This is a genomic window from Roseovarius sp. (genome assembly GCF_965277045.1).
Taxonomy (GTDB): Bacteria; Pseudomonadota; Alphaproteobacteria; order Rhodobacterales; family Rhodobacteraceae; genus Roseovarius.
On record NZ_OZ255712.1, the window covers coordinates 2,098,656 to 2,124,452 of the forward strand.

Annotated in this window: 29 protein-coding genes, 1 other RNA gene and 1 riboswitch; of the genes, 11 read left to right on the forward strand and 19 right to left on the reverse strand. The window is 65.8% G+C overall.

Annotated features, from left to right (window positions below; genetic code table 11):
- Positions 1 to 35 precede the first annotated feature (35 nt).
- Positions 36 to 728, reverse strand: coding sequence for a metal-dependent hydrolase (locus tag ACQY4V_RS10545; protein WP_428511460.1), 693 nt, complete (start codon positions 726 to 728; stop codon positions 36 to 38).
- A 58-nt stretch (positions 729 to 786) separates the two neighbouring features.
- Between ACQY4V_RS10545 and ACQY4V_RS10550 the strand changes: the two genes are divergently transcribed.
- The 8 genes from ACQY4V_RS10550 (at position 787) to ACQY4V_RS10585 (ending at position 7,146) form a co-directional block, all read left to right on the forward strand.
- Entirely contained in the window at positions 787 to 1,446 is a 660-nt protein-coding gene (locus ACQY4V_RS10550; RefSeq protein WP_428511462.1) for a ceramidase domain-containing protein, read from the forward strand.
- Between the two features lie 34 nt (positions 1,447 to 1,480).
- Positions 1,481 to 1,768 (forward strand): Asp-tRNA(Asn)/Glu-tRNA(Gln) amidotransferase subunit GatC, encoded by a 288-nt coding sequence (gatC, locus tag ACQY4V_RS10555; RefSeq protein WP_428511464.1) that lies wholly within the window; start codon positions 1,481 to 1,483, stop codon positions 1,766 to 1,768.
- Positions 1,768 to 3,252 carry an Asp-tRNA(Asn)/Glu-tRNA(Gln) amidotransferase subunit GatA gene (gene gatA, locus ACQY4V_RS10560; RefSeq protein WP_428511466.1) on the forward strand — a complete coding sequence of 495 codons (1,485 nt, stop codon included), beginning with the start codon at positions 1,768 to 1,770 and terminating at the stop codon, positions 3,250 to 3,252. The genes gatC and gatA overlap by 1 nt, the downstream gene beginning before the upstream one ends.
- A gap of 34 nt (positions 3,253 to 3,286) precedes the next feature.
- On the forward strand, positions 3,287 to 4,156 hold the full coding sequence (locus ACQY4V_RS10565) for a hypothetical protein (protein WP_428511468.1): 870 nt from the start codon (positions 3,287 to 3,289) through the stop codon (positions 4,154 to 4,156).
- A gap of 16 nt (positions 4,157 to 4,172) precedes the next feature.
- A complete protein-coding gene (locus tag ACQY4V_RS10570; RefSeq protein WP_428511470.1) occupies positions 4,173 to 4,841 on the forward strand; it encodes an N-acetylmuramoyl-L-alanine amidase in 669 nt (222 codons plus the stop codon).
- Positions 4,842 to 4,870: 29 nt separating this feature from the next.
- Positions 4,871 to 5,234: RNase P RNA component class A (gene rnpB / locus ACQY4V_RS10575), an RNA gene on the forward strand.
- A 310-nt stretch (positions 5,235 to 5,544) separates the two neighbouring features.
- Complete coding sequence (gene argE, locus ACQY4V_RS10580) at positions 5,545 to 6,717, forward strand: acetylornithine deacetylase (protein WP_428511472.1); 1,173 nt, start codon at positions 5,545 to 5,547, stop codon at positions 6,715 to 6,717.
- 63 nt (positions 6,718 to 6,780) lie between these two features.
- Entirely contained in the window at positions 6,781 to 7,146 is a 366-nt protein-coding gene (locus tag ACQY4V_RS10585) for a hypothetical protein (RefSeq protein WP_428511474.1), read from the forward strand.
- A 76-nt stretch (positions 7,147 to 7,222) separates the two neighbouring features.
- Here the strand turns inward: ACQY4V_RS10585 and trmB are convergent, their stop codons facing one another.
- The 11 genes from trmB to miaB form a co-directional block, all read right to left on the reverse strand.
- Positions 7,223 to 7,936 (reverse strand): tRNA (guanine(46)-N(7))-methyltransferase TrmB, encoded by a 714-nt coding sequence (trmB, locus tag ACQY4V_RS10590; RefSeq protein WP_428511476.1) that lies wholly within the window; start codon positions 7,934 to 7,936, stop codon positions 7,223 to 7,225.
- Position 7,937: 1 nt separating this feature from the next.
- On the reverse strand, positions 7,938 to 8,801 hold the full coding sequence (locus tag ACQY4V_RS10595) for a bile acid:sodium symporter family protein (RefSeq protein WP_428511478.1): 864 nt from the start codon (positions 8,799 to 8,801) through the stop codon (positions 7,938 to 7,940).
- A gap of 104 nt (positions 8,802 to 8,905) precedes the next feature.
- Complete coding sequence (metK, locus tag ACQY4V_RS10600) at positions 8,906 to 10,072, reverse strand: methionine adenosyltransferase (RefSeq protein ID WP_420556348.1); 1,167 nt, start codon at positions 10,070 to 10,072, stop codon at positions 8,906 to 8,908.
- Positions 10,073 to 10,077: 5 nt separating this feature from the next.
- Positions 10,078 to 10,127, reverse strand: a riboswitch (SAM-SAH riboswitch).
- Between the two features lie 32 nt (positions 10,128 to 10,159).
- The gene (gene lnt / locus ACQY4V_RS10605) at positions 10,160 to 11,698 is read right to left on the reverse strand and encodes an apolipoprotein N-acyltransferase (protein ID WP_428511481.1); all 1,539 of its coding nucleotides are present in this window, start codon (positions 11,696 to 11,698) and stop codon (positions 10,160 to 10,162) included.
- A 3-nt stretch (positions 11,699 to 11,701) separates the two neighbouring features.
- Entirely contained in the window at positions 11,702 to 12,634 is a 933-nt protein-coding gene (locus tag ACQY4V_RS10610) for a hemolysin family protein (protein ID WP_428511483.1), read from the reverse strand.
- A gap of 45 nt (positions 12,635 to 12,679) precedes the next feature.
- Positions 12,680 to 13,171: an rRNA maturation RNase YbeY gene (gene ybeY / locus ACQY4V_RS10615; protein WP_428511485.1), complete on the reverse strand. Its 492-nt coding sequence runs from the start codon at positions 13,169 to 13,171 to the stop codon at positions 12,680 to 12,682.
- Entirely contained in the window at positions 13,168 to 13,719 is a 552-nt protein-coding gene (locus ACQY4V_RS10620) for a DUF6389 family protein (protein WP_428511487.1), read from the reverse strand. The genes ybeY and ACQY4V_RS10620 overlap by 4 nt, the downstream gene beginning before the upstream one ends.
- Positions 13,720 to 13,721: 2 nt before the next feature.
- Positions 13,722 to 14,753 (reverse strand): PhoH family protein, encoded by a 1,032-nt coding sequence (locus ACQY4V_RS10625; RefSeq protein ID WP_428511489.1) that lies wholly within the window; start codon positions 14,751 to 14,753, stop codon positions 13,722 to 13,724.
- Between the two features lie 146 nt (positions 14,754 to 14,899).
- A complete protein-coding gene (locus ACQY4V_RS10630) occupies positions 14,900 to 15,196 on the reverse strand; it encodes a hypothetical protein (RefSeq protein WP_222450780.1) in 297 nt (98 codons plus the stop codon).
- Between the two features lie 14 nt (positions 15,197 to 15,210).
- Positions 15,211 to 15,753: an OmpA family protein gene (locus ACQY4V_RS10635; RefSeq protein ID WP_428517217.1), complete on the reverse strand. Its 543-nt coding sequence runs from the start codon at positions 15,751 to 15,753 to the stop codon at positions 15,211 to 15,213.
- Between the two features lie 264 nt (positions 15,754 to 16,017).
- Positions 16,018 to 17,349 (reverse strand): tRNA (N6-isopentenyl adenosine(37)-C2)-methylthiotransferase MiaB, encoded by a 1,332-nt coding sequence (gene miaB / locus ACQY4V_RS10640; protein WP_428511491.1) that lies wholly within the window; start codon positions 17,347 to 17,349, stop codon positions 16,018 to 16,020.
- A 116-nt stretch (positions 17,350 to 17,465) separates the two neighbouring features.
- On the opposite strand from miaB, the gene ACQY4V_RS10645 reads away from it, so the two are divergent.
- Entirely contained in the window at positions 17,466 to 18,335 is an 870-nt protein-coding gene (locus ACQY4V_RS10645) for a hypothetical protein (RefSeq protein WP_428511493.1), read from the forward strand.
- A 115-nt stretch (positions 18,336 to 18,450) separates the two neighbouring features.
- Here ACQY4V_RS10645 and ACQY4V_RS10650 read toward each other — a convergent pair whose 3' ends face one another.
- The 7 genes from ACQY4V_RS10650 to ACQY4V_RS10680 form a co-directional block, all read right to left on the reverse strand.
- Positions 18,451 to 19,047 carry a ferric reductase-like transmembrane domain-containing protein gene (locus ACQY4V_RS10650; protein ID WP_428511495.1) on the reverse strand — a complete coding sequence of 199 codons (597 nt, stop codon included), beginning with the start codon at positions 19,045 to 19,047 and terminating at the stop codon, positions 18,451 to 18,453.
- A gap of 7 nt (positions 19,048 to 19,054) precedes the next feature.
- A complete protein-coding gene (locus tag ACQY4V_RS10655; protein WP_428511497.1) occupies positions 19,055 to 19,558 on the reverse strand; it encodes a Twin-arginine translocation pathway signal in 504 nt (167 codons plus the stop codon).
- A gap of 193 nt (positions 19,559 to 19,751) precedes the next feature.
- A complete protein-coding gene (locus ACQY4V_RS10660) occupies positions 19,752 to 20,189 on the reverse strand; it encodes a PACE efflux transporter (RefSeq protein WP_428511499.1) in 438 nt (145 codons plus the stop codon).
- A gap of 164 nt (positions 20,190 to 20,353) precedes the next feature.
- On the reverse strand, positions 20,354 to 20,665 hold the full coding sequence (locus tag ACQY4V_RS10665) for a hypothetical protein (RefSeq protein ID WP_428511501.1): 312 nt from the start codon (positions 20,663 to 20,665) through the stop codon (positions 20,354 to 20,356).
- Positions 20,666 to 20,786: 121 nt separating this feature from the next.
- Positions 20,787 to 21,578, reverse strand: coding sequence for an enoyl-ACP reductase FabI (locus ACQY4V_RS10670; RefSeq protein ID WP_428511503.1), 792 nt, complete (start codon positions 21,576 to 21,578; stop codon positions 20,787 to 20,789).
- A gap of 7 nt (positions 21,579 to 21,585) precedes the next feature.
- Positions 21,586 to 22,815, reverse strand: a complete 1,230-nt coding sequence (fabB, locus tag ACQY4V_RS10675) for a beta-ketoacyl-ACP synthase I (protein ID WP_428511505.1) — start codon at positions 22,813 to 22,815, stop codon at positions 21,586 to 21,588.
- A gap of 77 nt (positions 22,816 to 22,892) precedes the next feature.
- The gene (locus ACQY4V_RS10680) at positions 22,893 to 24,254 is read right to left on the reverse strand and encodes a sensor histidine kinase (protein WP_428511507.1); all 1,362 of its coding nucleotides are present in this window, start codon (positions 24,252 to 24,254) and stop codon (positions 22,893 to 22,895) included.
- 337 nt (positions 24,255 to 24,591) lie between these two features.
- On the opposite strand from ACQY4V_RS10680, the gene ACQY4V_RS10685 reads away from it, so the two are divergent.
- Both ACQY4V_RS10685 and ACQY4V_RS10690 read left to right on the forward strand, forming a co-directional pair.
- Positions 24,592 to 25,497 carry a sulfotransferase gene (locus tag ACQY4V_RS10685; protein ID WP_428511509.1) on the forward strand — a complete coding sequence of 302 codons (906 nt, stop codon included), beginning with the start codon at positions 24,592 to 24,594 and terminating at the stop codon, positions 25,495 to 25,497.
- 81 nt (positions 25,498 to 25,578) lie between these two features.
- A complete protein-coding gene (locus tag ACQY4V_RS10690; RefSeq protein ID WP_428511511.1) occupies positions 25,579 to 25,797 on the forward strand; it encodes a hypothetical protein in 219 nt (72 codons plus the stop codon).

Below are 25,797 nucleotides of genomic sequence, written 5' to 3' on the forward strand. Positions count from 1 at the left end.
TTTTGGCAAAACTTTTGAGAAAAGTTTTACCCCGATCAGATCTCGATCGCCGTCAACACCTCCGGCTCGATCACGTCGACCCCCGGCAGGCCGTCCTTCAACGCCTCCGCCGACTGCTCCAGCAGCGGGAAGGTCTTGTAGTGGCACGGAATCACCGTCTTGAAATCGAAGAAGGTTTTCGCCGCATAGGCCGCGCGCTTCATGTCCATGGTGAAATGACCGCCGGCGCAGAGGATGCCGATATCGGGCTTGTGCAGGTCGTTGAACACGCCCATGTCGGCCATCACGTCGGTGTCGCCCGAGACATAGATCACATGCCCCTCGCCCTCGATCATGAAGCCGCATTCGGTGCCCGGCACATGCGGCCCGTTCTCGCCGCCGAAGCTCGACGAATGCGTGGCGTGCACCATCGTCACCTTCACATCTCCCAGGGCCACCGTGCCGCCCTTGTTGAAGCCGACAACCTCCAGCCCCGCGCTTTCTTCCCACCAGCCCATCAGGTCGAACTGCCCCACCACCGGCACCGACAGTTTCTTGGCCAGGTCCGGCAGGTCCGAGGCATGGTCGAAATGCGCATGGGTCAGCAGGATATGCGTCGCCCCCTTGGTGGCCGCGTCATGATGCGCCTCGTCCAGCATCGGGTTGCCCGTCAGCCACGGGTCGATCAGCAGAACCTGATCGGCGATCTCGATGCGGAAACTCGAATGTCCCAGCCAGATGATTTTCATGACGCTCTCCTTATGTCATTCCCACGGTGAAGTTAGCAGAGAGGCCACCGATTTCCACATGGACTGGACCCGCGCCATCGACGCCTATTGCGAACGCACCGATCCCGGTTTCTGGGCCGAGCCGGTCAACGCGGTCACCAATGCCGCTTTCCTGGTCGCGGCCTTGGTCATGGCGTACCGCCTGCGCGGCACCGAGTTGTCCGTGGCTCGCCCGCTCGTCGCGCTTCTGGCGCTGATCGGGATCGGCTCGTTCCTGTTTCACACCTACGCCCAGCCCTGGGCGGCGATGCTCGACGTCCTTCCGATCATGCTCTTCGCGCTGACTTACCTTTACGCCGCGACGCGCTATTATCTCGGCCTCTCCGTGCTGGCCTCCGCCGCCACCCTCCCGGCCTTTCTCGGGGTCACGGCGCTGACCATGCCGCTTTTGTCCCAACTGCCACTCTACGGCCCCTCCGCATCCTATCTCACTCTACCGCTGGTCATCTTCCTTTACGCCTGGCTCCTGCGCGCCGACGCCGCCCTGTCGCGCGGCCTCGCCTTGGGCGCGGGCCTGCTGCTCGTCTCGCTCACCTTCCGCAGCCTCGACGCGCCCTTATGCGACAGCCTCGCCCTCGGCACACATTTCGGCTGGCACGTCCTCAACGCACTCATGCTGGGCTGGATGATCGAGCTCTACCGCCGCCACGCCCTTGCACCGCCCCGGCCCGGACGCTAAACGCGGATGCGATAACGCACACGGAGACACCCCCATGTCCATCGACACCGCGACCGCCGCCAAGGTGGCCAAGCTGGCCCGCATCCGGGTCGAGGAAGACGACCTCCCCGCGCTGGCCAACGAGTTCAACACGATCCTCGGCTTCATCGAGCAACTGAACGAAGTCGATGTCGAGGGCGTCGAGCCCATGGTCTCGGTCACGCCCCTGCGCCTCAAGCGCCGCAAGGATGTCGTCACTGACGGCGGCCAGCAGGACAAGGTGCTCTCGAACGCTCCCGACGCCCGCGAGGGCTTTTTCGCCGTGCCGAAAGTGGTGGAATGATGACCGACCTTAACGCAATGACCATCGCCGACGCCCGCAACAACCTGCGCGCGGGCGAGATTACCTCCGAGGAACTGACCGAGGCCTGCCTGGCGGCCATCGACGGCGCGGGCGCGCTTGGCGCCTTCGTTCACCACACCCCCGAGATCGCCCGCGAACAGGCCAAGGCCGCTGACAAACGCCTGCAAGCCGGCGACGTGCCCTCGATGTGCGGCATTCCCCTGGGCATCAAGGATCTTTTCTGCACCAAGGGCGTGCCCTCCCAGGCCGCCAGCGGCATCCTCGAGGGTTTCAAGCCCGAATACGAATCCACCGTCAGCCAGAACCTCTTCGACGCGGGCGCCGTCATGCTGGGCAAGCTCAATATGGACGAGTTCGCCATGGGCTCCTCGAACGAGACCTCCGTCTATGGCAATGCCATCAACCCGTGGCGGCGCGGCAATGACGAGATGGCGCTGACGCCCGGCGGCTCCTCGGGTGGCTCGGCCGCCGCCGTCTCCGCCGATCTTTGCCTTGGCGCCACCGGCACCGACACCGGCGGCTCGATCCGCCAGCCGGCGGCCTTCACCGGCATCACCGGCATCAAGCCCACCTACGGGCGCTGCTCGCGCTGGGGGATCGTGGCCTTCGCCTCGTCGCTCGACCAGGCCGGCCCGATGACCAAGTCGGTGCGCGACGCCGCCATCATGTTGGAAGCCATGTGCAGCCACGACCCCAAGGACAGCACCAGCGCCGATATCCCCGTGCCGGATTTCGAGGCCATGCTGACGGGCGACATCCGCGGCAAGAAGATCGGCATTCCAAAAGAATACCACATGGACGGCATGCCCGAGGAGATCGAGGCGCAGTGGACCCGAGGCAAGGAAATGCTGGCCGATGCCGGGGCCGAGATCGTCGATATCTCGCTGCCTCACACAAAGTACGCCCTGCCCGCCTATTACGTCATCGCGCCCGCCGAGGCGTCCTCGAACCTCGCCCGCTATGACGGCGTGCGCTATGGCCATCGTGCCAAGCTGGCGCAGGGCGACGGCATCACCGAGATGTACGAGAAAACCCGCGCCGAAGGCTTCGGTGCCGAGGTGCAGCGTCGCGTCATGGTCGGCACCTACGTGCTGTCCGCGGGCTTTTACGACGCCTATTACAACCGCGCCCGAAAGGTGCGCGCCCTGATCAAGAAAGACTTCGAGGATGTCTTCAACCAGGGCGTCGATGCGATCCTGACCCCCGCCACCCCCTCGGCGGCGTTCGAATTGGGCCGCAAGTCCGACGACCCCGTCGAGATGTATCTCAACGACGTCTTCACCGTCACCGTCAACCTCGCCGGTTTGCCGGGCATCGCGGTGCCGACGGGGCTCAACCGCAACGGACTTCCCCTGGGTCTTCAACTGATCGGGCGGCCCTGGGAAGAAGGCGATCTGCTTAACACCGCCTACGCGCTCGAGGCCGCGGCGGGCTTTGTGGCCAAACCGGGCAAATGGTGGTAAATTGCCGCAAAACAAAACGGCAGGATCTTAGCAGATGCGATTTTCCCTTTGTGTAACGGCCCTTGTCGGGCTGACCGCCTGTTCGCCCGGAATTCCCGACAGCGGCGCGGGCGTGCCCGATAGCGGAGCCGGCGTGGGCTTCGGCACGTCGGAAGAGTATATTGCCCAGCAACGCGCCCGCGACGCGGCGCTGAGCGGAACCTCTGCCGTGCCACCCGCCGGCACAATATCGCCCGAGAACCGCGGCCAGGCCACGCCCGGCACCCCGCTCAGCGCGACGCAAGGCGCGACCGCAGCCGCGACCGGCGGCACCGTGACTTCGTCCACCAACGCAACGCGCCAGACCGCCTCGGGAGCCTACACGCCCACCGGCGGGCTCAATTCGGCCTCCACCAGCGACGAGATCGCCCGCGAAACCGCGGCGCGGCTGGCCGAGACCTCGCAGAACTCGGGCCAGCAGATCGTCCATGCCAGCCCCTCGAACCCCGCGCCCCAGACCGTGACCAGCGCCGGCGGCATCTCGAACGAGAACAGTTTCGACGCCGTGGGCAACGCCCGCTCGATCCAGGACGATGCCGAACTGATTGCCCAGAACCGCGCCCAGTACCAGGTGGTCCAGCCCGGCGCCCTGCCCGAACGGACCGGCAATGCCGGGCCCAACATCGTGCAATACGCGCTGGAAACCAGCCACCCCAAGGGGCAGCAGCTCTATACCCGCGTCGGCCTCAACAAGCAGGCCAAGTTCCAGCGCAACTGCGCCAAGTACAACTCGGCCGACCAGGCGCAGACCGATTTCCTGGCCCAGGGCGGCCCGCGGCGCGACCGCATGGGGCTCGATCCCGATGGCGACGGCTATGCCTGCGCCTGGGATCCGCGCCCCTTCCGCGCGGCGGTGCGGAACTGACCCCCGGGCAGTCTGCGTGACAGCGCCGCTCTGGCATCCCTCGCCCAATTTCGGGCCGCGCCGCCTTGGCGCGAAACCCGACATCGTGGTGATCCACCACACCGCCATGGCCAGCGCCGAGGCCGCGCTGGAGCGGCTGTGCGACCCTGTGGCGGAAGTGTCGGCGCATTACCTCATCGCCGCCGATGGCCGCGCCTGGCAGATGGTGGCGGAGGTGGCCCGCGCCTGGCACGCCGGTGCCGGATCCTGGGGTGACGTGACCGACGTCAATTCCCGTTCCGTCGGGATCGAGCTGGACAATCCCGGCGACACGCCGTTCCCCGCGCCGCTGATGGCCACGCTGGAAGCCATCCTGCCCGGCATCCTGCGCCGCTGGAGCATTCCGCCGACCCGCGTGATCGGGCATTCCGACATGGCGCCGGATCGCAAATACGATCCGGGCCCGCATTTCGATTGGGAAAGACTGGAACGGGCCGGACTGGCGGGACAGAGAGGCCATGACCCCGGCCCGGACGCCCCGCATCCGGACACGTTCAGAACCGTGGCGCGCCATGCCGGCTATACCGCGGATGTGGATGACGAGGCCCTGCTCGCCGCCGTCAGGCTGCGCTACCGCCCGTTCGCCACCGGCCCGCTTTGCCCGCAGGATTACACGCCGCTGGGCCACGCCACGCTCTGGACCTGAGCCGCGAAACCCCTTACATCGCCTGTTGCGCGGAGGGCCGGACGGCCGCCTGCAATGCGCCATCGGCGAATTGCACGGAGGAAAGTCCGGACTCCACAAGGCAACGGTGCCGGGTAACGCCCGGCCGGGGCAACCCGAGGGAAAGCGCCACAGAGAACAGACCACTCCGACATCTTGTCAGAGCCAGGGTGAAACGGTGGGGTAAGAGCCCACCGCGGGACGGGCAACCGGACCGGCATGGCAAGCCCCACCGGGAGCAATGCCGAATAGGGATCGCATCATGGGCCGCCTTGGCCCCGCGATCCGGGTTGGCAGCTAAAGCCTGCGGGCAACCGCAGGACCAGATGAATGGTCGTCCTACGACAGAATCCGGCTTACAGGCCCTCCGCGCGCTTCTGATCCGGCAGGTCTAATCCGATGGTGCGGCTGCGCCGCGCTCTTTTGTTTTATTGGGGCCAGCCCCAAACCCCGGGATATTTCCGGCCAGAGGAAGGAGGGAGCCGATTCTTGCCGTCACGGCGCGAGATCCCACGTCCACGAGCAGCGCCCGGACGAGACTGTCTGCCAAGGACGCCCCGGAGCTGCCCCGGCCAGGATCCCGCACTGGTTGTGTACTCCCGGCCGGTCAAATTTCCGCTCACCTCTTGACCCTTTGCCGCAGGCGCATCAACGTCTTCGAGGGCTTTGACAGAAAGGGACACCTGTGGCGGTTCGAACCGATTTGCTGGACAGCACCTCGCGCATCCTGGGCGATCTGATCGGCTTTCCCACCATATCGACCGATCCCAATATCGACCTGATCAACTCGATCGCCAACCGTCTGGACATGGTCGGCGCCCGGGTCGAGATCTTTCCCGACCCGTCCGGCCAGAAGGCCAATCTCTTCGCCACGATCGGCCCCGAACGCGACGGCGGCATCGTGCTGTCGGGCCATAGCGACGTTGTGCCGGTGGCCGACCAGGACTGGGCGTCGAACCCGTTCGACATGCTGGAACATGACGGCCTGCTCTACGGGCGCGGCACCTGCGACATGAAGGGCTTCATCGCCGCCTGCCTTGCCATGGCCCCGACCTATGCCGCGCTCAATCCCGACCGCCCGCTGCATTTCGCCTTTACCCATGACGAGGAAACCGGCTGTTTCGGCGCCCGCGCGCTGGCCCATACCCTGCGCGCCAAGGGGCTGACGCCGGGCGTGGCCATCGTGGGCGAGCCGACGATGATGCGCGTGATCGAGGGCCACAAGGGCTGTTACGAATACACCACCCGCTTTTCCGGGCTGGCGGGCCACGGCTCGGCGCCGGACCGGGGCGTCAACGCGGTGGAATACGCCGTGCGCTATATCGCCCGCCTCCTGGACCTCAAGCACGCGCTGCGCGCCCGCGCCCCCGCCGACAGCCTGTTCGAGCCGCCCTGGACCACGATCAACACCGGCCGCCTCGCGGGCGGCGTGGCCCACAACGTCATCCCCAGCGAGGCCGTGGTGGACTGGGAAATGCGCCCCGTGCAGACCTCGGACGCGGATTTCGTCAAGGACTCACTCAAGACCTATATCGAGAAAGAGCTGCTGCCCGCCATGCGCGCCGTCGATCCCGACGCCGATATCGTCACCGAGATCATCGGCGAGGTCGAGGGCCTCATCCCCACCACCGACAACGAGGCCCGCATCATCGTGTCGGAACTGACCGGCGCCAACCACGCCGAATGCGTCGCCTTCGGCACCGAGGCGGGCATCTTCCAGTCCCTGGGCATGTCCGCCGTCATCTGCGGCCCCGGCTCGATTGAGCAGGCGCACAAGGCCGACGAATTCGTGGCGCTCGACCAGCTGTCGCAATGTCTCGATATGCTGGAACGATTGCAGGACAAGCTGGTTGCATAACCATGGGCGGCCACGGCCCCTGTTCCGTCGCCGCCGCCTTGCCCAAACGCATGGAAGGTTCGAATGCTTGGAAAAACCGCCTCGATCGCCCTGTTGCTGACCCTGGCCCACCCCGGCCGCGCCGCCCCCGTCGAGACGCCCAACGGCACCGTGACCGGCCATTTCGGCGAAACCACCTTCGATCACCCGCTGCTGTGCGAACGCGATCCCTTCGTGATTGCCCGCACTCATGATGGCGACGGCGCCCCGGCCTTCGAGGCCGCCTTCGTGCCCAATGGCGTCACCAGCATCGAGATCCGCACCGGAACTGAGACCCGCCAGTTCGGAACCGCCACCGACGCCGCGGGCTTTCCCCTGGTGATCGAGGGCGAGGTCGATGGCACGGTCTATTCGTTCGAGGTCGCCTGCCCGGACAGCTTCAACATGTAAGGCAAGCGCTCGGCGGGAGGTCCCGCCGCGCGCCGGCTTTTTCTTGCTTCAAATACTCAAGACCAGCCGGTCGCGGTCAGTCGCGCCGGAAGGTCATGTAATGCGGCACCCGCCCCTCGCGCAGGGCCTTCTGCTCGTAGCGGGTGGAAATCCAGTCGTCCCAAGGCACGCGCCAGTCGCGCGGCCCCTCGGCCAGCCAGGTGAAGCCGTGACGCGGCACCTCGACCATCGTCTGGCGCACGTAATCGGGGATATCCGTGGCCACCCGGAAAATCGCACCGGGCTTCAGGACCCGCGCCAGCGGCTCCAGGTGTTCGGGCGTCACGAAGCGCCGCCGGTGATGGCGCTTCTTGGGCCATGGGTCGGGATAGAGCAGGAAGGCCCGCGCGATGCTGGCCTCGGGCAGCACGTCGAACATGTCGCGCACGTCGCCGGGATGGATCGCCACGTTTTCCACATGGCTGTCGCGCAATTGACCCAGCAGCTTGGCCACTCCGTTGATGTAAGGCTCGCAACCGATGATCCCTACGCCAGGGTTCTCCGCCGCCTGGTGGATCATGTGCTCGCCACCACCAAAACCGACTTCAAGCCATACATCGCGTTCACGGAACAAGGCTTTCAGATCTATCGGCTGTCTGTCGGGGTTCACATCCCAATTCACCGCCCCCGGCGACCAGGCGGCCAGGTCCTCGTCCAGGTAAGCTTCCTGCGATTTCTTCAGGTGCTTGCCTTTGAACCGGCCATAGAAATTGCGCCACGGCGCGCCCGAAGGATGCTTTCCGTCCGTCATCTCAGCCCGCCTGCGCAAAGACCCGGCGCAGCACCAGCAGCGCGGGAATGGTCACGATATACATGCAGATGCCATACACCGCCGAGGGCACCGCGAATTCCGACAGCCCCGTGCTGGCTCCCACGATATTGGCGATGGTGATCCCCACCGTGGCGTTCTGCACGCCCATTTCCACCGCGATGGCCAGCCCGTCGCGCCCGGCGATGCCCATCAGCCGCGCCAGGCCGATGCCCACCGCCAGCAGGACCAGGTTCAGCACGATCAGGAACGGCCCCAGCCGCGCAAAGCTTTCGGTCAGAAGCTCCCAGTTGCTGGCAATCGCCGCCGCCACGATCAGCACGAACAGGATCAGCGCCACGATCTCGCAGCCCCGCTCGATCGCCGATGCGAAACGCGCGGCATACCGGCGGATCAGCAGCCCCAGAAACACCGGCAGCGCCGTGATCAGGAACATCGCCACGCCCACCTTCACGACGCTGATCTCGGGCGCGGCCTCGCCCATGAAATGCACCGCCGCCCAGGCGACCAGCACCGGCAGCGTCAGCACCGACAAGAGGCTGACCACCGCCGTCAGCGTGATCGACAGCGCCACGGTGCCCCCCGAAAGCTTGGTCAGCATGTTCGACGTGACGCCACCGGGGCTGAACGCCAGCAGCATGATCCCGAACGCAATCCCGCCCGCAAAGCCCCAGGCCGCGATCAGCGCATAGGCCACCAGCGGCAACAGCACGAGCTGCGCCACGATGCCGGTCAGCGCGGGTTTCGGCAGGCGCAGCACCCGGCCGAAATCGGCGAAATGCAGGCCCAGCCCCAAGGAAAACATGATGAAGGCCAGCGCCAGTGGCAGGCCGATATCAAGGATCATCCCGTCCCTCCCTTTTGGCGCAGTCTACGGTTTGCAAGGCGCCCTGTCGCGCATGAAAAAACGCGGGAGACATCACCCCCGCGCCCTTCCGTCCTTGGACCGGATCAGACCTCTTTCTTCAGCGCGTCCACCAGGTCGGTGCGTTCCCAGCTGAAGCCTCCATCGGCCTCCGGCTCGCGCCCGAAATGGCCATAGGCCGCGGTGCGCTCGTAGATCGGCTTGTTGAGGTCCAGCGCCTCGCGGATGCCGCGCGGCGTCAGGTCCATGACCTTGCGCACCGCGTTCTCGATCGCCGCCGCCTCGACCTCGCCCGTGCCGTAAGTCTCGGCATAGATCGACAGCGGCTTGGCCACCCCGATCGCATAGCTGAGCTGGATGGTGCATTTCTCGGCCATGCCCGCGGCGACCACGTTCTTGGCCAGATAGCGCGCGGCATAGGCGGCCGAGCGGTCCACCTTGGTCGGGTCCTTGCCGGAAAACGCGCCGCCGCCATGCGGGGCCGCGCCACCATAGGTGTCGACGATGATCTTGCGCCCGGTCAGGCCCGCGTCCCCGTCAGGGCCGCCGATCACGAAGGTGCCGGTGGGGTTCACCCACCACTCGGTCTTGTCGCTGATCCACTCGGCGGGCAGCACCTCGCGGATGTAAGGCTCCACGATGGCGCGGATGTCGTCGCTCTTCTGGTGCTCGCTCTCGTGTTGCGTCGACAGCACGATCGAGGTCACCTCGACCGGCTTGCCGTTCTCATAGCGCAGCGAGATCTGGCTCTTGGCATCCGGGCGCAGCGTCGGCTCCTGCCCGGATTTGCGCACCTCGGCCAGCCGCCGCAGGATCGCATGGCTGAACTGGATCGGCGCCGGCATCAGCGCGTCGGTCTCGTTGGTGGCGTGGCCGAACATGATGCCCTGATCGCCCGCCCCGTCCTTGTCGACGCCCTGCGCGATATGCGCGGACTGTTCGTGCAGGAAGTTCAGGACGTGGCAGGTGTTCCAGTGGAACTTGTCCTGCTCGTAGCCGATATCGCGGATGCAGTCGCGGGCGATCTGGCCGATCCGGCCCATGTAGTTCTTCAGCCGCTCCTGATCCGACAGGCCCACCTCGCCGCCGATCACCACCATGCCGGAGGTGGCGAAGGTTTCGCAGGCCACGCGCGCATCGGGTTCTTCGGCAAGAAACGCATCCAGCACGGCGTCGGAAATGCGGTCGCACACCTTGTCGGGGTGCCCCTCCGAAACGGATTCGGAGGTGAAAACGTAGTTGTCTCGGGACATGAAAATGCTCCATTAGGGTCAGCCCCGCCACGCCAGGAAGCCGTTGTGACGGGTTTCGTGCCTGCTTATGCGGGCCTCACGGGAAGGTCAATCGATAACTCCGCGGCCTTTTACCCGCCGCGCCAGCAGCGCGCCCGCCAGCATCAGCAACGCGGCCAGCACCAGCACCGGCGCGTCGCCCGTGCGGCTGTAAAGCGTCGCCGGCAAGGGCGGCGGCAGGGGCGTGTCGATCCAGCCCGCCTCGCCCAGCGGGATATGCGCCAGGACCCGCCCCGTGCCGTCGACCATGGCCGAGACGCCCGTGTTGGCCACCCGCACCATCGGCAGGCCCTGTTCGGCGCTGCGCAGCCGGCCCTGCGCCAAGTGCTGGTAGGGTCCCGAGACCTTGCCGAACCAGGCATCGTTGGTGATCATCAGGATCATGTCGGGCCGCGCCGGCGCCGAGGTGATGTTGCGCGCGAAAACGCCCTCGTAGCAGATCAGCGGCACCGCGGTGCCCAGCGGGCCCATGTCCACGATCTCGGCCCCCGGACCGGCGGAATATCCCCCGCCTTCCTCGGCGGCGAGACCGTGGATACCGAACCGCGCCATCAGGTCGCCCAGCGGCATGAACTCTCCGAACGGCACCAGGTGATGCTTGTCATAGACCTGGTCCACCACTCCCTCGCCATCCATGTACAGAAGCGAGTTGTAATACCGCTGCCCGTCCAGCCGTCGCAGGCCCAGCACCACCGGCGCGCCTTGCGCCGACGCGGCGATCCCGCCGAGCAGGTCGTCGGACTGGTGCAGGAAGGTCGGGATCGCCGTTTCGGGCCAGACCACCAGGTCGGGTCGCCCGGTCTCGCCCGGTGCGGCGGTGAACTGGCGCTGGCGGTCATAGAACATCTGCAGGTTCTCGGGCAGCCATTTCTCGTGCTGCGCCGCGTTGGGCTGCACCAGCCGCACGGTCGGCGCCTCCGGCCCCGGTGCGGCCTCCTCCACCGGCGTCAGGGCCGCGCCCCCGCCGTATAGCAGCGCGAGGCCCGCCAGCCCCGCCACCCCGGCCATGCGCCGGCCCGCGCCAAGGTGCCACAGCGCCACCGCCGCGCCCATGATCAGTGCACACAGGCCCAGGCCCCCGCCAAATGACGCCCAGTGCAAGAGCGCCGTGTCGATCAGCACATGCCCCACCTGCGCCCAGGCGAACCCGGTGAACAGCCACCCGCGCAGCGCCTCGCCGATGACGAACGCGCCCACCAGCGCCACGCCGCTGCGCGGTGCCAGCGCCCGTGCCGCGCCAAGGGCCATGGCCCAGTAGGACGCCATGAAGATCGACAGGCCCAGCACCGCGAACGGTGCCATCCAGCCATGCCGCGCCGCATCCACCAGGAACGGCTCGAATATCCAGCTGAGCGCGACCACGAAATGCCCCGTGCCCGCCACCAGGCCCAGGAGAGTCGCGGACAGCCAGCCGCCCGTCTCGCGCCACAGGCCATAGACCAGCGCCAGCGCCATGATCGTCAGCGGCCACAGCCCCCAGGGCGCCTGCCCAAGGGCGGCGACCGCACCCAGCCCGGCGGCAAGGGCGTAACGCGGCAGCACGCGGCCCTCACCGATCTGCCGCGCCAACGCGTCAAGACTGGCCATGGATTACACCTCGATCGCCTCGGGCAGCCGCACCCGCAGCCGCTTGATCCGTCGCGGATCGGAATCCAGCACCTGGATTTCCACGCCGCTGGGATGCTCGACCAGCTCACCGCGCGCCGGCACCCGGCCCAGCAGCATGAAGACCAGCCCGCCCAGCGTGTCGATCTCCTCCTCGTCGATCTCCTCCGAGTCGGTCAGCGACAGGCCGATCTCGGCCTCGAATTCCTCCAGCGGGGCCTTGGCCTGCACCACGTAGGACCCTGGCTTTTCCTCGGACCAGTAGGCACCCTCGTCCTGGTCGTGCTCGTCGGCGATCTCGCCCACGACCTGTTCGATCAGGTCCTCGATCGTCACGAGACCGTCGACACCGCCATATTCGTCGATCACAAGCGCCATGTGCCGGCGCTCGGCCTGCATCTTCTGCAACAGCACGCCGATGGTCATCGACGGCGGCACGTACATCAGCGGGCGCAATAGCTCTTCCAGCGAATACTCCGAGCCATGCCCGTTGAACCCGTGCTTCAGCGCGAAATCCTTCAGGTGGGCAAAGCCCACGGGCGTGTCCAGCGTGCCCTCGTAGACCGGCAGACGGGTCAGCCCGCTGTCGCGGAACGTGTGAACCAGTTCGTCCTTGGTGATAGTTGCGGGAACCGAAACGATGTCCGCCTTGGGGATCATGACATCCTCGACCGACAGCCGCCGCAGGTTGCCCAGGCCCAGGTTCGGCGCAAAGCCGTTGCCTGACGTCTCGCCGCCATCGCCGCCCAGGTCATCTTCCTCGCCGTTTTGGTCTTCGTCCGCGCCCAGCGCGCCGAAGAAGCGGCGGAAGAACCCGCCTTGCGTGTCGTTCTGATCCTCCGCCGGATCGTCGCCCTTGCTTGCCTCGGGCCGCGCGCCATGCGCTGCCATAGAAGAGGCGTCGTTGCTGTCGTTCATCGTACCTTTCCGAATCGTGCCCGCGTTCACGCGGTAACGGCTGTTTCAATATGGGTCAGGCAGACCCAGTTTGCCAAGTATCTCCACCTCGGTTCGTTCCATCAGGGTGGCATCCTTGTCACGAACGTGATCGTAGCCCAGCAGATGCAAAATTCCGTGAACGACCAGATGCGTCACGTGATCCTGCATCGGCTTGCCCGCCGCCTCGGCCTCTTTCGCGCACGTGTCATAGGCGATCGCGATATCGCCAAGCTCGGGATCGGGGCCGGCCTCGGGCGGGTCCGGCATGGCGCCATCCACCTCTGCGCCCCGCTCCTCACTCGGCCAGCTCAATACATTGGTCGGGCCCGCCTTGTCCCGGAAATCTTCGTTCAAGGCGGCAATCCGCGCATCGTCACAGCCCAGCACGGCGATCTCCCAGTCCGCCGGGTCCAGCCCCAGATGCGCCAGCGTCGCCTCGGCCGCCCTCGCGGCCAACGCCTCCAGCCCCACGGCTTGCCAGCGATCGTCCTCGATCAGGCAGTCCACCCCACTCATTCCGGCGCCCCCTGCACCCAGCGCGCCGGGGGGTTGCCCCACTCCTCGGCACAGAAGACCAGCACCGGAAGGTCGGGACGCGCCCGGCCAACCTTCATCCACAGCCGGTCGACCCAGTCCATCGCCGTATCGGCAATCACCTCGTTCACCTCGTAATCGACCTCGTCGAAATCAAAGAGCGGCACCGGCACATTCAGACCGCCGTCCACGTGCCTGATTTCGAACAGCTTTCGGTAATCGCTCACGGCCTTGTTCAAAACGTGCAAATCCGGCCCTTCAGGGTGGATCATGACGCTGAACGTGCCCTCTCCGTCCTGGTCGGGATGCACGCCGAAATGCAGCTCCCGCGCCGTGTCGGGCAGATGCGCCAGAGCCCCGGCGATCTGCGCCAGGGCAATGCCGTCATGCCCCGCCAGCACGTCCTCCAGCAGTTCGGCATAATCGCGTGCACTGTCGGGCGGCGGCTGGCGGCGAAATACCTGCGGCTCTGCTTCAGGCGCGGCCTCCGCCCTGCCCTTGCCGAAGAGCCGCCAAAGAACTTCCAACATGCCTATTTCGCCGGATCGTCCGCGTCATAGGCCTCGATGATCGCGGCCACCAGCGGGTGGCGCACCACGTCCTTGGAGGTGAAGTAGTTGAAGGCGATCTTCGGGATATTCTTCAGCAGGCGCTCGGCATCGTGCAGCCCGCTGGTGACGCCGCGCGGCAGGTCGATCTGGCTGCGGTCGCCAGTGATCACCATGCGGCTGCCCTCGCCCAGGCGCGTCAGGAACATCTTCATCTGCATCGAGGTCGCATTCTGCGCCTCGTCCAGCACAACAAAGGCATTGGCCAGCGTCCGCCCCCGCATGAACGCCAGCGGCGCGATCTCGATCCGCTTCTCCTCGATCAGCTTGGCCACCTGCTTGGCCGGGAAAAAGTCGTTCAGCGCGTCGTAAAGCGGCTGCATGTAAGGGTCGACCTTGTCCTTCATGTCGCCCGGCAGATAGCCCAGCTTCTCGCCCGCCTCCACCGCCGGCCGGCTGAGGATGATCCGGTCCACATGCCCTTCGATGAACATGCTGACACCCACCGCCACGGCGAGGTACGTCTTGCCGGTGCCCGCCGGCCCGATGCCGAAGGCCAGCTCGTTGGCGAAAAGCGACTGCACATAGGCCTTCTGCGCGTCGGTGCGCGGCTCGACGGGCTTTTTGCGGGTCTTGATCTCGACCCGCCCGCCCTTGAACATCTCCAGCTGGTCTTCGCCGCCCTCGTTGTCGCCCGCGCCCCGGTCGGTGCTGCCGCCCGCGCCCATGCGCAGCTCGCGGTCCACGTCGCCATGCTCGACCGTGCGGCCCTCTTCCAGCCTCTGGTACAGAGCCAACAGCACGTCGCGCGCTTCCTTGGCCTGCTCCGGCTCGCCGATCACGGCCAGCTGGTTGCCCCGGCGCAGGATCTGCACGCCCAGCTTCTTCTCGATTTCGGCAAGGTTGCGGTCATATTCCCCGCACAGGTCGATCAACAGGAAATTGTCGGGAAACTCGACAACCGTTTCCAGAATGTCGCTGTTCTCGGATTGCGACGTCAGCACGTTCGTGACCAATCAAATCTCCCAGTCAAAGGCCCATGATCAATGCTGCCAAGATGCGCCCCCAAGGGCAAGGGCCGGGCCGCAATTGTCACGGGTTTGAAACGAAAAATGCCGCGAACCCTGTGGTCCGCGGCACCGGATTGAGCATATGGGCGCGATCAAATCGAGTCGGCCACGGGCGAACCGCCCTTGTAGTTGCCGGTCGCCACGGTCGGCGGCGCGGTGCCGGAACAGACGGGCTTGCCGTACTTGTCCAGCCGCTGCGACAGGTAGCCTTCGGTACCGTCGTCGATGATCCAGTGGTCACAGCCGTTGGGATCGACCCAGATACCCGCCTGAAGCTGGCTCAGGTGCTTGGAATCAAAGCCCCGGTCGACGGTCTTGTCGCGCTTGTCGTCACAGGCCGCCAGCGCACCGACAAGGGGGAGCACGGCAATAAGTTTGAATGCTTGCATTGGTTCAGGTCCCCTTAGCGGATGCAGATGATTTCGACACGGCGATTCTGCTGCATGCCCGCGGCCGTGTTGTTCGATGCTTTCGGCAGACGCTCGCCATAGCCGCGCACATCCGCGATCCGGGCGCCGGTTCCGGCAGCGATTCGCGCCACCGAGTTGGCCCGGCGATAGGACAGGTCGATATTGTACTCGTCCGAGGCGCGGCTGTCGGTATGCCCGGTGATGATATAGGAAATGGCCCCCGTGCTGCGGAAGAACTCCTGCAGGCGCGCCCGTCCGGCGGCGCTGATGTTCGCGCTGTCGGTGGCGAAAAGCTGATCGGTGTTGACCACGCCGCACACGTTGCCCCGGCGGCAGACCGGAATGCCCTGGCGGTTCACGTGGGGGGTCATATAGCCTTCCCAGCCGTCATCCATCACCCAGTGCTCGCAACCATCGGGATCGACCCAGATCGTCGGCACATAGCGCTCGCCCTTCACGACGCGCTGGCCACTTTGCGCCTGACCGGCCTCGGTCATCGCCACCACACCCAGAGCGACGGCGGCAAGTCCGCTCATCAGGGTGCGCACTGTTTTCGAAAACGTGTTCGTCACAGCCACTGTCCTTTTAATTATTTCCCCCATTTGTCCCGGTAGCAGGCAGCGATTCCGGGGCAAAAAACGAATTATTGTTAAAGTTTAGCAAGTTCCGGCGTGTTGTGAAGCATAAATAACCAGATATTGTGGCGGTCGGTGAAACAATCGCCACCCATGGGTTATCCACACACCGTCTCGGGAAATTATCCGGCAACCAGAACGCGTTACCGCCAGCTTGTCGGAAATTCAGGCGGTCAGAACCCGACCGCCCAGGGAATTGGCACCGCTCTCGGTGATGATCACCCGGCGCAGGTCGCCGGGCGCAACGGTGGAATCACTCACATGCACCGCGTGCAGGTAATCCGACTTGCCCACCATCTGACCGTCGCGCCGCCCGGCCTTCTCGAACAGAACACCCACCTCGCGGCCCACCATCGCGTCCTGGATGGCGCGCTGCTGCTCGGTGATCAGCGCCTGAAGACGGTGCAGGCGCTCGGTCTTGACGTCCTCGTCCAGCTGCGCGCGCTCTGCCGCCGGGGTGCCCGGACGCGTGGAATACTTGAACGAATAGGCATAGCCGTAGCGGACCTCCTCGATCAGCGCCATCGTGTCGGCAAAATCGGCTTCGGTCTCTTCGGGGAAGCCCACGATGAAATCCCCCGACAGTAGGATATCGGGCCGCGCCGCACGGATGCGCTCGATCAGCCGGATATAGCTTTCGGCCGTGTGACTGCGGTTCATCCGCTTCAGGATCCGGTCGCTGCCCGACTGTACCGGCAGGTGCAGGTAGGGCATCAGCTTGGCGCACTCGCCATGCGCCGCGATCAGGTCATCGCTCATGTCGTTGGGATGGCTGGTGGTGAAGCGGATGCGCTCCAGCCCGTCGACCTTGTCCAGCTCCCAGATCAGCTGCGCCAGCGACCAGTCGTTCCCGTCCGGCCCTTGCCCGTGATAGGCGTTCACGTTCTGGCCCAGAAGGGTGATCTCGCGCACGCCACGCTCCACCAGGTCCTTGGCCTCGTCCACGATCCGGGCCACCGGGCGGCTCACCTCGGCCCCGCGCGTGTAGGGCACCACGCAGAAGGCACAGAACTTGTCGCAGCCTTCCTGCACCGTCAGGAACGCGGTCGGGCCCCGCTTCGCCTTGCCGCCCCTCTTGCGCAGCGTGTCGAACTTGTCGTCCAGCGGAAACTGCGTATCAACCGCCTTGGCCCCGCCCCGCGCCTTGGCCTCCAGCTGCGGCAGGTTGTGATAGCTTTGCGGCCCCACCACCAGGTCCACCATCGGCTGGCGGCGCATGATCTCCTCGCCCTCGGCCTGGGCGACGCAACCCGCCACGCCGATCTTCAGGTCGGGCTTGGCGTCCTTCAGCCCCTTGAACCGGCCCAGCTCGGAATACACCTTCTCGGCGGCTTTCTCGCGGATGTGACAGGTGTTCAGCAGGATCATGTCCGCGTCGTCGGGCGTATCCGTCTCGACATAGCCCGCGCCGCCCATGGCCTCGGCCATGCGCTCGCTGTCATAGACGTTCATCTGGCACCCGTAGGTCTTGATGTATAGCTTCTTGGCCTCGGACATGGCCACACCCCCAGCTCAAGCGGTTTCAAGGCGCCTGCCTACACCACCTGCGGCCCGACTTGCAATGCACCGCGAATTGCGGGATTTTGACCCGAAAAGACGCCCCGAGGACGACGATGCAGCACGCCACCCTGTCCGCCTTTCTGAAAGAGCCCGGCACCGCGCTGGCCAAGGGGCCTGTCGCGATGATCTTCGTCGAGGACCAGATCGAGGTCGACAGCGCCATTCGCCACCATCTCGACACCGGCTTCCAATCCGTACTGGCGCTGATGCCGTCCGGCTTCCCGCTGGCCCCCGACGTCAGCGCGGCGGTGCACCGCATCCCCTTCGACGTCGCCGCGGGCGACAATTATGTCGACGCGGTGAACAAGGTCATCGCCGCCGCGCCGGGCCTCTGGCTCTATTACTGCTTCAACGGCGAATACCTGTTCTTCCCGTTCTGCGAGACGCGCACCGTGGGCGAGATGCTGTCCTTCCACACCGAGGAACGGCGCGACGCGATGCTGACCTACGTGGTCGACCTCTACGCGGGCGACCTCGACCGGCACCGTGACGCGGTGTCGCTGGAGGATGCGCACCTGGACCGCTCCGGCTATTACGCGCTGGCGCGGAACGACCCCGACAATCACAACCACCCGCGCGAACGGCAACTGGATTTCTTCGGCGGCCTGCGCTGGCGGTACGAGGAACATATCCCGGTGGAACGCCGCAAGATCGACCGCATTTCGCTGTTCCGCGCCCAGCCGGGCCTGCAGCTGCGCCCCGATCACACGTTCAACGACGAGGAATACAACACCTATGCCTGCCCCTGGCACCACAACCTGACCGCCACGGTGGTCTCGTTCCGCACCGCCAAGGCGCTCAAGCGCAACCCCGGCTCGACCTTCGACATCCACACCTTCAAATGGCACAACTCGGCGCCGTTCGAATGGCATTCGCGGCAATTGCTGGACCTGGGCCTGATGGAACCCGGCCAGTGGTTCTGAACACCCCGTCCCGGGCCTGACCCGGGACCTCCCCTAAGCGCTCGTCATCCTCGGGCTTCACCCGAGGATCTCCCGAACCACGAGATCCCGGATCAGGTCCGGGATGCCGCCCGCTTCACCTCGCCCGACGCGCCCAGATCCGCAGGTCCCGGATCACCTTGACCGTCGCCCCCAGCGCCAAAGCGCACAACACGTACTTGCTGACCGTCTCCATCGTGCCTTCGATCAGAACCGCGTGCAGGGCCGTGCCCGCAACGATCGGCACCGCCAGCGCGGTATGCGCCCGCCGCCACGTCATCGGCCGCAGCCCCAGCCGCTTGCGCAGCATCGCCAGCGCGGCGGTGGCAAAGATCAGCCACATGACCAGAACGCCCCAGACCGAAAACGGCGTCGGCGAGCGCAACAGCAGCGCATCCACCACGTCGGGCGGGCTGGTCAGCCACAGGCCCGCCACGTGCAGCACCACCAGCGCCACGATCCCCGCGCCGACCCGGCGATGCACCCGCCGCCCTTTCAGCGCGTCTATCCCGGGCAGGTATCCGCCCGCCAGCAGCGGTTGAAGAAACATCAGGGCAAAGCCCGCGATCCCGGCAAAACCGGCCATGATGTAGACGGGCTGCCGCCATTGCAACAGCGGGCTGAACCCCGCCGCCGCCACCGGCACGACAAGGGCGGCGCAAACCGCCGCCCATATCAGAACCTTGCGCACCATCAGGGTTTTATACCGGAACCAGCACGAACTCCACGTCAAGCGAGGTCTGCCCCGGGCTCGACATCACCGGGCGCAGGAACACCGTCCTGAACCCGCCGTCGTCATACTCGGCATCATAGGCAAGGTGCCCGTGCGGCTGGCCGAAGGCGGGCACGATCTGCGGCATGTCCATCACGAACCGCCCGTCGCGGTCGGTCAGGGTCGCGCCGTGGCTTTCCGGGTCGCGCTCGTGGCCTTCGGTCGTATGCGCCCACATCTGGATGCGGCGGCCCTCCAGCGGAGCGCCATCGCCCGCCCGGCGCACCGTGCCGGTCATGGTGAAGCCGCCATTGCCGATCCGGTCGGTCAGGGCGGCACCGGGGCGATAGTTGTTGGCCCCGCCCGGCATGGTGGGTGTCGGCTCCACGCCGGCCGCGCGTGCCGGCACGATCAGGCCGGCGCCCAGCGTCACGGCGGCCGCCGCGCCGCCGGTGGCGATCAGATTGCGTCGATTGATCAGTCGGGTACTCATTCCGGTCTCTCCTGTCGGGTCGGGGGCGCGGACCAGCGTCGTCATGTCACGCACCGTTGTTCACCTTCAAAGATAACGCCGATCCCGCACAGGCAAACAACCCTCACGGCACCGTGACCGCGCGGTTTCGTCCCGATCGGCGTCCGATCGGCGAAGGTCGGCGCATCCGCGTGCGGCAGCGCCCCACCGCGGCTCAATCGCGCAGCGCCTGCCCGGTCCATTCCGGCAACGGAAACACGATATCGTATAGCCAGTTAAAGCCCAGCGCATAGACCATGTAGAACAGCGCAAAAGACACGTCCATCACCAGCGCCTGCCACAGCGACACCTGCAAGTACCAGGCGATGAACGGCATCAGCACCACCAAAAGCCCCGCCTCGAACAGCACCGCATGGACCACCCGCACCGGCGCGGTCTTGCGTGTCGAGCCGGTCCGGCGCTGCAATAGCAGGTCGAAGCCGAAATTGAACACCATGTTCCAAAGCGTGGCGATGGTCGCGCTGACAAGGCCGACCACCCCGATATCGTGCATCGGTATGCCGAAGGCGACCGCGCCCAGCGGCACGATCAGAATCAGGGCGATGATTTCAAAGCTCAGCGCGTGGCGCAGACGGTCGAACGGGGATCTCATGGAACCCTCCCACATCATTCCGGGCCGTCCCGGACGCAAAGCCCTGTTGGGGAGGTCGTCCTCTGACATGGTAAATGACGGTGCGACGCGGGGCTTTCAAGCGGCATCTGTCCAATTCTGGAAGATGTGGCCGAGAGGGCACCACCCTGCCCCGGCCTGCCCGCCTATTGCCGCATGTTCAGCAAAGCGCGGGTCAGCGCATTATGCTCGCCGCTGTTGTTCCTGCTGCCGAAATCGCCCATCGCCGTCAGGTAGCTGCTGCCGCCTTCCATGCCTTCGATCCAGTCCATGCCGTGGACATAGACCGCCTGCATCCGGTCATGCATCACCGGGTAAAGCGCCCGTTCCTGCCAGATCGCGGTCAGGCACAACCCGGCCAGCCCCAGCTTCAGGCGCCGCGCCCACTTGCGGGCCGTCAGGGCGCGTGCATTGCGCTTCTCGAAGCGTGCCTCGGCGGGGTTGGGTTGAAAGCTCATGCCACTGAGCGTGCCGGGACCCCGTGGCGAATCTAAGGCAAGACCCCGACCAAATCGGGACATCCCCGGGTTCGGTCAATGCCGAACGCCGCCGGGCACTCCAGCGCGCGGGCTCTTCGGGCTAGAGGTTTTCCGGCTGCGGCATCCCCAGCACGTGATAGCCGCCATCGACCTTGATCACTTCGCCAGTCGTGCAGGCCCCCGCCGGACTGGCAAGGTAGACGGCAGTGCCGCCGATGGCCTCCAGCGTTGCATTGGCCCGCATCGGCGCGTTTTCCTCGGTGTGCCGAAAGGTCCGCCGCGCGCCACCGATGGCCGCGCCCGCCAGCGTCTTCATCGGGCCGGGGCTGATCGCGTTCACGCGGATCTTGTCCGGACCCAGGTCATTGGCCAGGTAGCGCGTGGTGGCCTCCAGCGCCGCCTTGGCCACGCCCATCACGTTGTAGTTCGGCACCACACGGTTCGACCCCTGGTAGGTCAGGGTCAGCATCGTGCCGCCCTTCTCCTTCATCATCGGATAGGCGCGGCGCGCCACCTCGATGAAGGAATAGACCGAGATATCCATCGAATGCTTGAAGTTCGTCCGGCTGGTGTTCAGGAACCGGCCCGACAGTTCCGACTTGTCGGAATAGGCAATCGCGTGCACTACGAAGTCGATCGTCGGCCATGTCTCCGCCAGTTCGGCAAAGGCCGCGTCCAGCGACTCGTCCTTCGTGACATCCACATCCAACAGGATATTGGACCCCACCGACTTGGCCAGCGGCTCCACCCGCTTGGCAAACGCCTCGCCCTGGTAGGAAAACGCCAGTTCCGCGCCCGCCTCGTGCATCGCCTTGGCGATGCCCCAGGCGATGGAACGGTCGTTCGCCACGCCCATGATCAGGCCCCGCAGTCCTTGCATAGAGTTCGTCATGCGTGCCCTATCCCTCGAACCGGCTCAGCAGCATCGACCCGTTCGTGCCGCCGAAACCGAAAGAGTTTGTCATCACCGTATCAAGCCCGGCGTCGTCCACGCGCGTCGTGGCGATCTCGCCCTCCCGGATGGCGGGGTCAAGCGTCTCGACATTGATCGACGGGATGATGAAATCGTGGTGCAGCGCCAGCAGGCAATAGATCGCCTCCTGCGCGCCCGTGGCCCCCTGGCTGTGACCGGTCATCGACTTGGTCGAGCTGATCGGGGGCACGTTGCCTTCGCCGAAGATGCGCCGCACGGCCTCGACCTCGCCCGCGTCACCGACCGGCGTGCTGGTGCCATGGGCGTTGATATAGCCAACGCGGCGCTCCTCGGGCAGTGTCTGCAACGCCAGGCGCATCGCCCGCTCGCCGCCCTCGCCGCTGGGGGCCACCATGTCGTGCCCGTCGCTGGTGGCGGCATAGCCCGTCACCTCGGCATAGATCCTGGCCCCGCGCGCCTTGGCGTGCTCCAGCTCCTCCAGCACGACGATCCCGCCGCCGCCGGAAATCACGAATCCGTCGCGGCCCGCGTCGAACGCCCGGCTCGCCTTTTCGGGGGTGTCGTTGTATTTTGACGACATCGCGCCCATCGCGTCGAAGAGGCACGACAACGTCCAGTCCAGTTCCTCGCCGCCGCCCGCGAACATCACATCCTGCTTGCCCATCATGATCTGCTCCGCCGCATTGCCGATGCAATGCAGGCTGGTCGAACAGGCCGAGGTGATGGAATAGTTGATGCCCTTGATCTTGAAGGCGGTCGACAGGTTGGCGCTGATCGTCGAGGACATGCATTTCGGCACCGCGAACGGCCCGATCCGCTTGGGGCTGCCCTTTTCCAGCACGGTCTGGTGCGCCGCCAGCATGGCCGAGGTCGACGGCCCGCCGGACCCCGCCACCAGCCCGGTGCGCGGGTTGACGATCTCGCCCTCTTCCAGTCCTGAATCGGCGATGGCCTGTTGCATGGCGATATGGGCATAGGCCGCACCCGGCCCCATGAAGCGCAGGGTGCGCTTGTCCACATGCTCGGCCACGTCCAGCTTGACGTCCCCGGCGATCTGGCTGCGAAACCCGTGCTCCGCCATCTGCTCATTGGCGGTGATGCCCGAACGCCCCTCTTTCAAGGAGGTCAGCACCTCCTCGGCATTGTTGCCGATGCTGGAGACGATTCCCAGCCCGGTGACGACGACGCGACGCATGTTGCCTCCCTACCTGATTGCCCGCGTTGTAGGACATGCAAGGCGGCGGGTGCAAGATCAATGCCGCCCCTGCGGACCTACCCCAGCAGGGAAAAATGCTCCGGGTCGATCGAGATCGTCCATTGAACGCCGTCCGGCGCCACGTGGTAAAGCGCCTGCGTGCCCAGCATCGACGGCGCCAGCGACGTCAGCACGGTACTGCCGAACCCCGGCGCGTCCTCCTCGGGCGGATGCGCCAGGCCGCGTTCCCGCCAGCTCAGGTCCAGAGCGCGGCCCTGGCTCCCTTTCGACAGCTTCCAGGTCAGCTCCACCTCGCCGCGCTCATGCGCCAGGGCGCCGTATTTCATCGCGTTGGTGGCCAGCTCGTGCAGCGCGATCCCCAGCGTCTGCACCGCCTGCGGCATCAGCCGCACCTCCGGTCCCGACAGGCGGATGCGAGCATCGTTTTCGGACGTGAAGGGGCGCAGGTGGCCGACCACCAGCTCGCGCAGGTCCGCATCGTCCCACTGCCCGCCGACCAGCAGGTCGGTCGATTTCGACAGGGCCGAGATGCGCGCGCCGAACTTGGTCTGGAAATCGTCCACGGACGCCGCGGTGCGGGCGGTCTGGCGCTGCACCGCCGACACGATCGTCAGCATGTTCTTGGCCCGGTGGATCACCTCGCGCGACATCAGCTCGCGCGCCTTCTCGGCACGGCGCAGCTCGCTGATGTCCCGGTGAATGTTGGAAATCGCCACCACGTCGCCATCCACGCCCCGGATCGGCGCGCAACTGATCCACACCTCACGCGGCGTACCGTCCCGGGCAATGCGCACCGCCTCGAAACGGTCCAGCCGCCCGGCGATGATCTCGTCGCGGTACCAGGTCACGGGCTGTTTCTCGTCCGACGGGTAAAGCGTCTCCAGCGACCGCCCGACGATCTCGTCGCTGGCATAGCCGTAAAGCCGCGCAGCCGCCGGGTTCCACGACGTGATCCTGCCCTCCAGGTCATATGTCAGGATCGCATCCGAAGTCCCCGCCACCAGCGCCGACAGCGCGTTGCTGTCCACCGCCGTCCGTTTCAGCGCGTCCCGCTCGTGGTGGCGCTGCGTCACGTTGCGGTGCTGGATCGTCAGAAAGGGCTGCCCCTCGAACATCATCCGCGTCGCGGTCAGCTCGAACCAGCGTTTCATCGTGGGGCTGTCACAGGGATATTCGCACACGAAAGTCTCGCCCGAGCGCAGGGTCGTCTCCAGCGACTCCGCGATCAGCCGCGCCTCCATGCTCGACTCGCCGTCGGCGCTCCGACAGATGTCGAAATAGTTGCTTCCGACATAGCCCGAGGGCGCCCCGTCATTCTCTGCGCCGAATTGCTTCCAGGCGGAATTGGCGGCGATGACCACGCCGCTGGAATCCACGATCACGAACTCGTCCGGCAGTGCATCTATGAATTCTGTCACGCCCATCCGGCCTACCGGCCCGAAAGCATCACTGTTGGTTTGCACGTGCTCTTGCCTCGTTCATCGTCTGCGGTTGGCATTCCACGTGGGGACGATCCCCCACAGGCACAACCTTGGTATATCGAGGCTACCGTATCCCAAGGGCGCAGGCGCCCTGCAATAAACTCGTTTAAATAGAGTTAACATTACGTTGCGTAAGCGGGAATCCGCCCAAATGCTTTCAAATCAGCCACTTAGGCACGCGCGGCCCACGTTTTGCGTGAAAACTTGAGCGATTCTGACCGATGTGGCAGCATTTCTGTCACGTCCGACCCTCCCGCACGGCGGATCCTTCACCATGACGTTGCGTCACCCGTCACTACGGCCCCGCCACCCCGACCTCGCGGGCAAGACATTTCTAGTCTGCATCGGCGCGGCCAAATGCGCCACCAGCTGGCTGCACGCCTACCTCTCCGGCCTGCCCGAATGCGCCCCCTCGCCGCTGAAGGAGGTGCATTTCTTCGACGCCCGCCACCCCGCGCATTGCCTGGGCGATCCCGACGCGCTGGCACTCGCGCGGCTCAAGTTCCACCTCGATCAGCCCGGCGACGCGCTGGAAAACCTCCGACGCCGCGACACGTTCCGCGCCAGCCTCGACCGGGCGCAGATGATCCAGGACGAGACCGCCTATTTCGGCCACTTCGCCCGGCTCTGCGGCCCCGAGACGCGCTGTTTCGCCGACATCACGCCGGGCTACTCGGCCATCGGCGCGGCGGGCTTTGCCGACATCCGCGACGTCGCCGCGCACCAGGGTTGCCGCCTGCGGGTCCTGTTCATCCTGCGCGACCCCGTGGCGCGCTTCTGGTCCCAGCTGCGCCACCTCGAACAGATGGCCCCCGACACCCGCGCCACGCAGGACTGGGACGGCGTCCGCCAGATGCCCGCCCTGACCGCGCGCGCCGATTACGCCGGCATCCTCACCGCGCTCGACGCCACCTTCGGGGCCGGCGAGGTGCTCTGCCTTTTCTACGAAACCCTCTTCACCGAGGCCACGCAGCGTCGCCTGTGCGATTTCATTGACGTGCCCTTCGCCCCGGCCGACGCGAACGCCCGTCACAACGAAACCACGCTCAAGGCGCCCTTGCCGCAGGCCGCGCGCACGGCACTGGCGGCACAGCTTGCCCCGCAATACGCCTTCTGCCGCGACCGCTTCGGCACCGCGCTCCCCGCAAACTGGCACGGCGGGCGCAGAAGAAACCTTTGAACCCTGTCGCGACCCGTTCCGACCCATCTTCGTTACGCAACGCGCCAGACCCATCCCGGCGCCCTATCGGAGGATACCCCCATGCCCGAAGACGGCATCATCATCGACTTTCGGTCCATCCCGGACGCAAAGACACGCTCTCTCGCAGAGGACCTGGCCGAAGACATCGTGCAGCGCAGCATCATGGAATATTTCGAGCCCAAGGCCCGCGACACCGCCACCGCACAGGAAATCGCCGAACCCGACTGGGACGACCTCGTGCCGCCCGACATGACGGACGGCTTCGATTTCCTGCTCTAG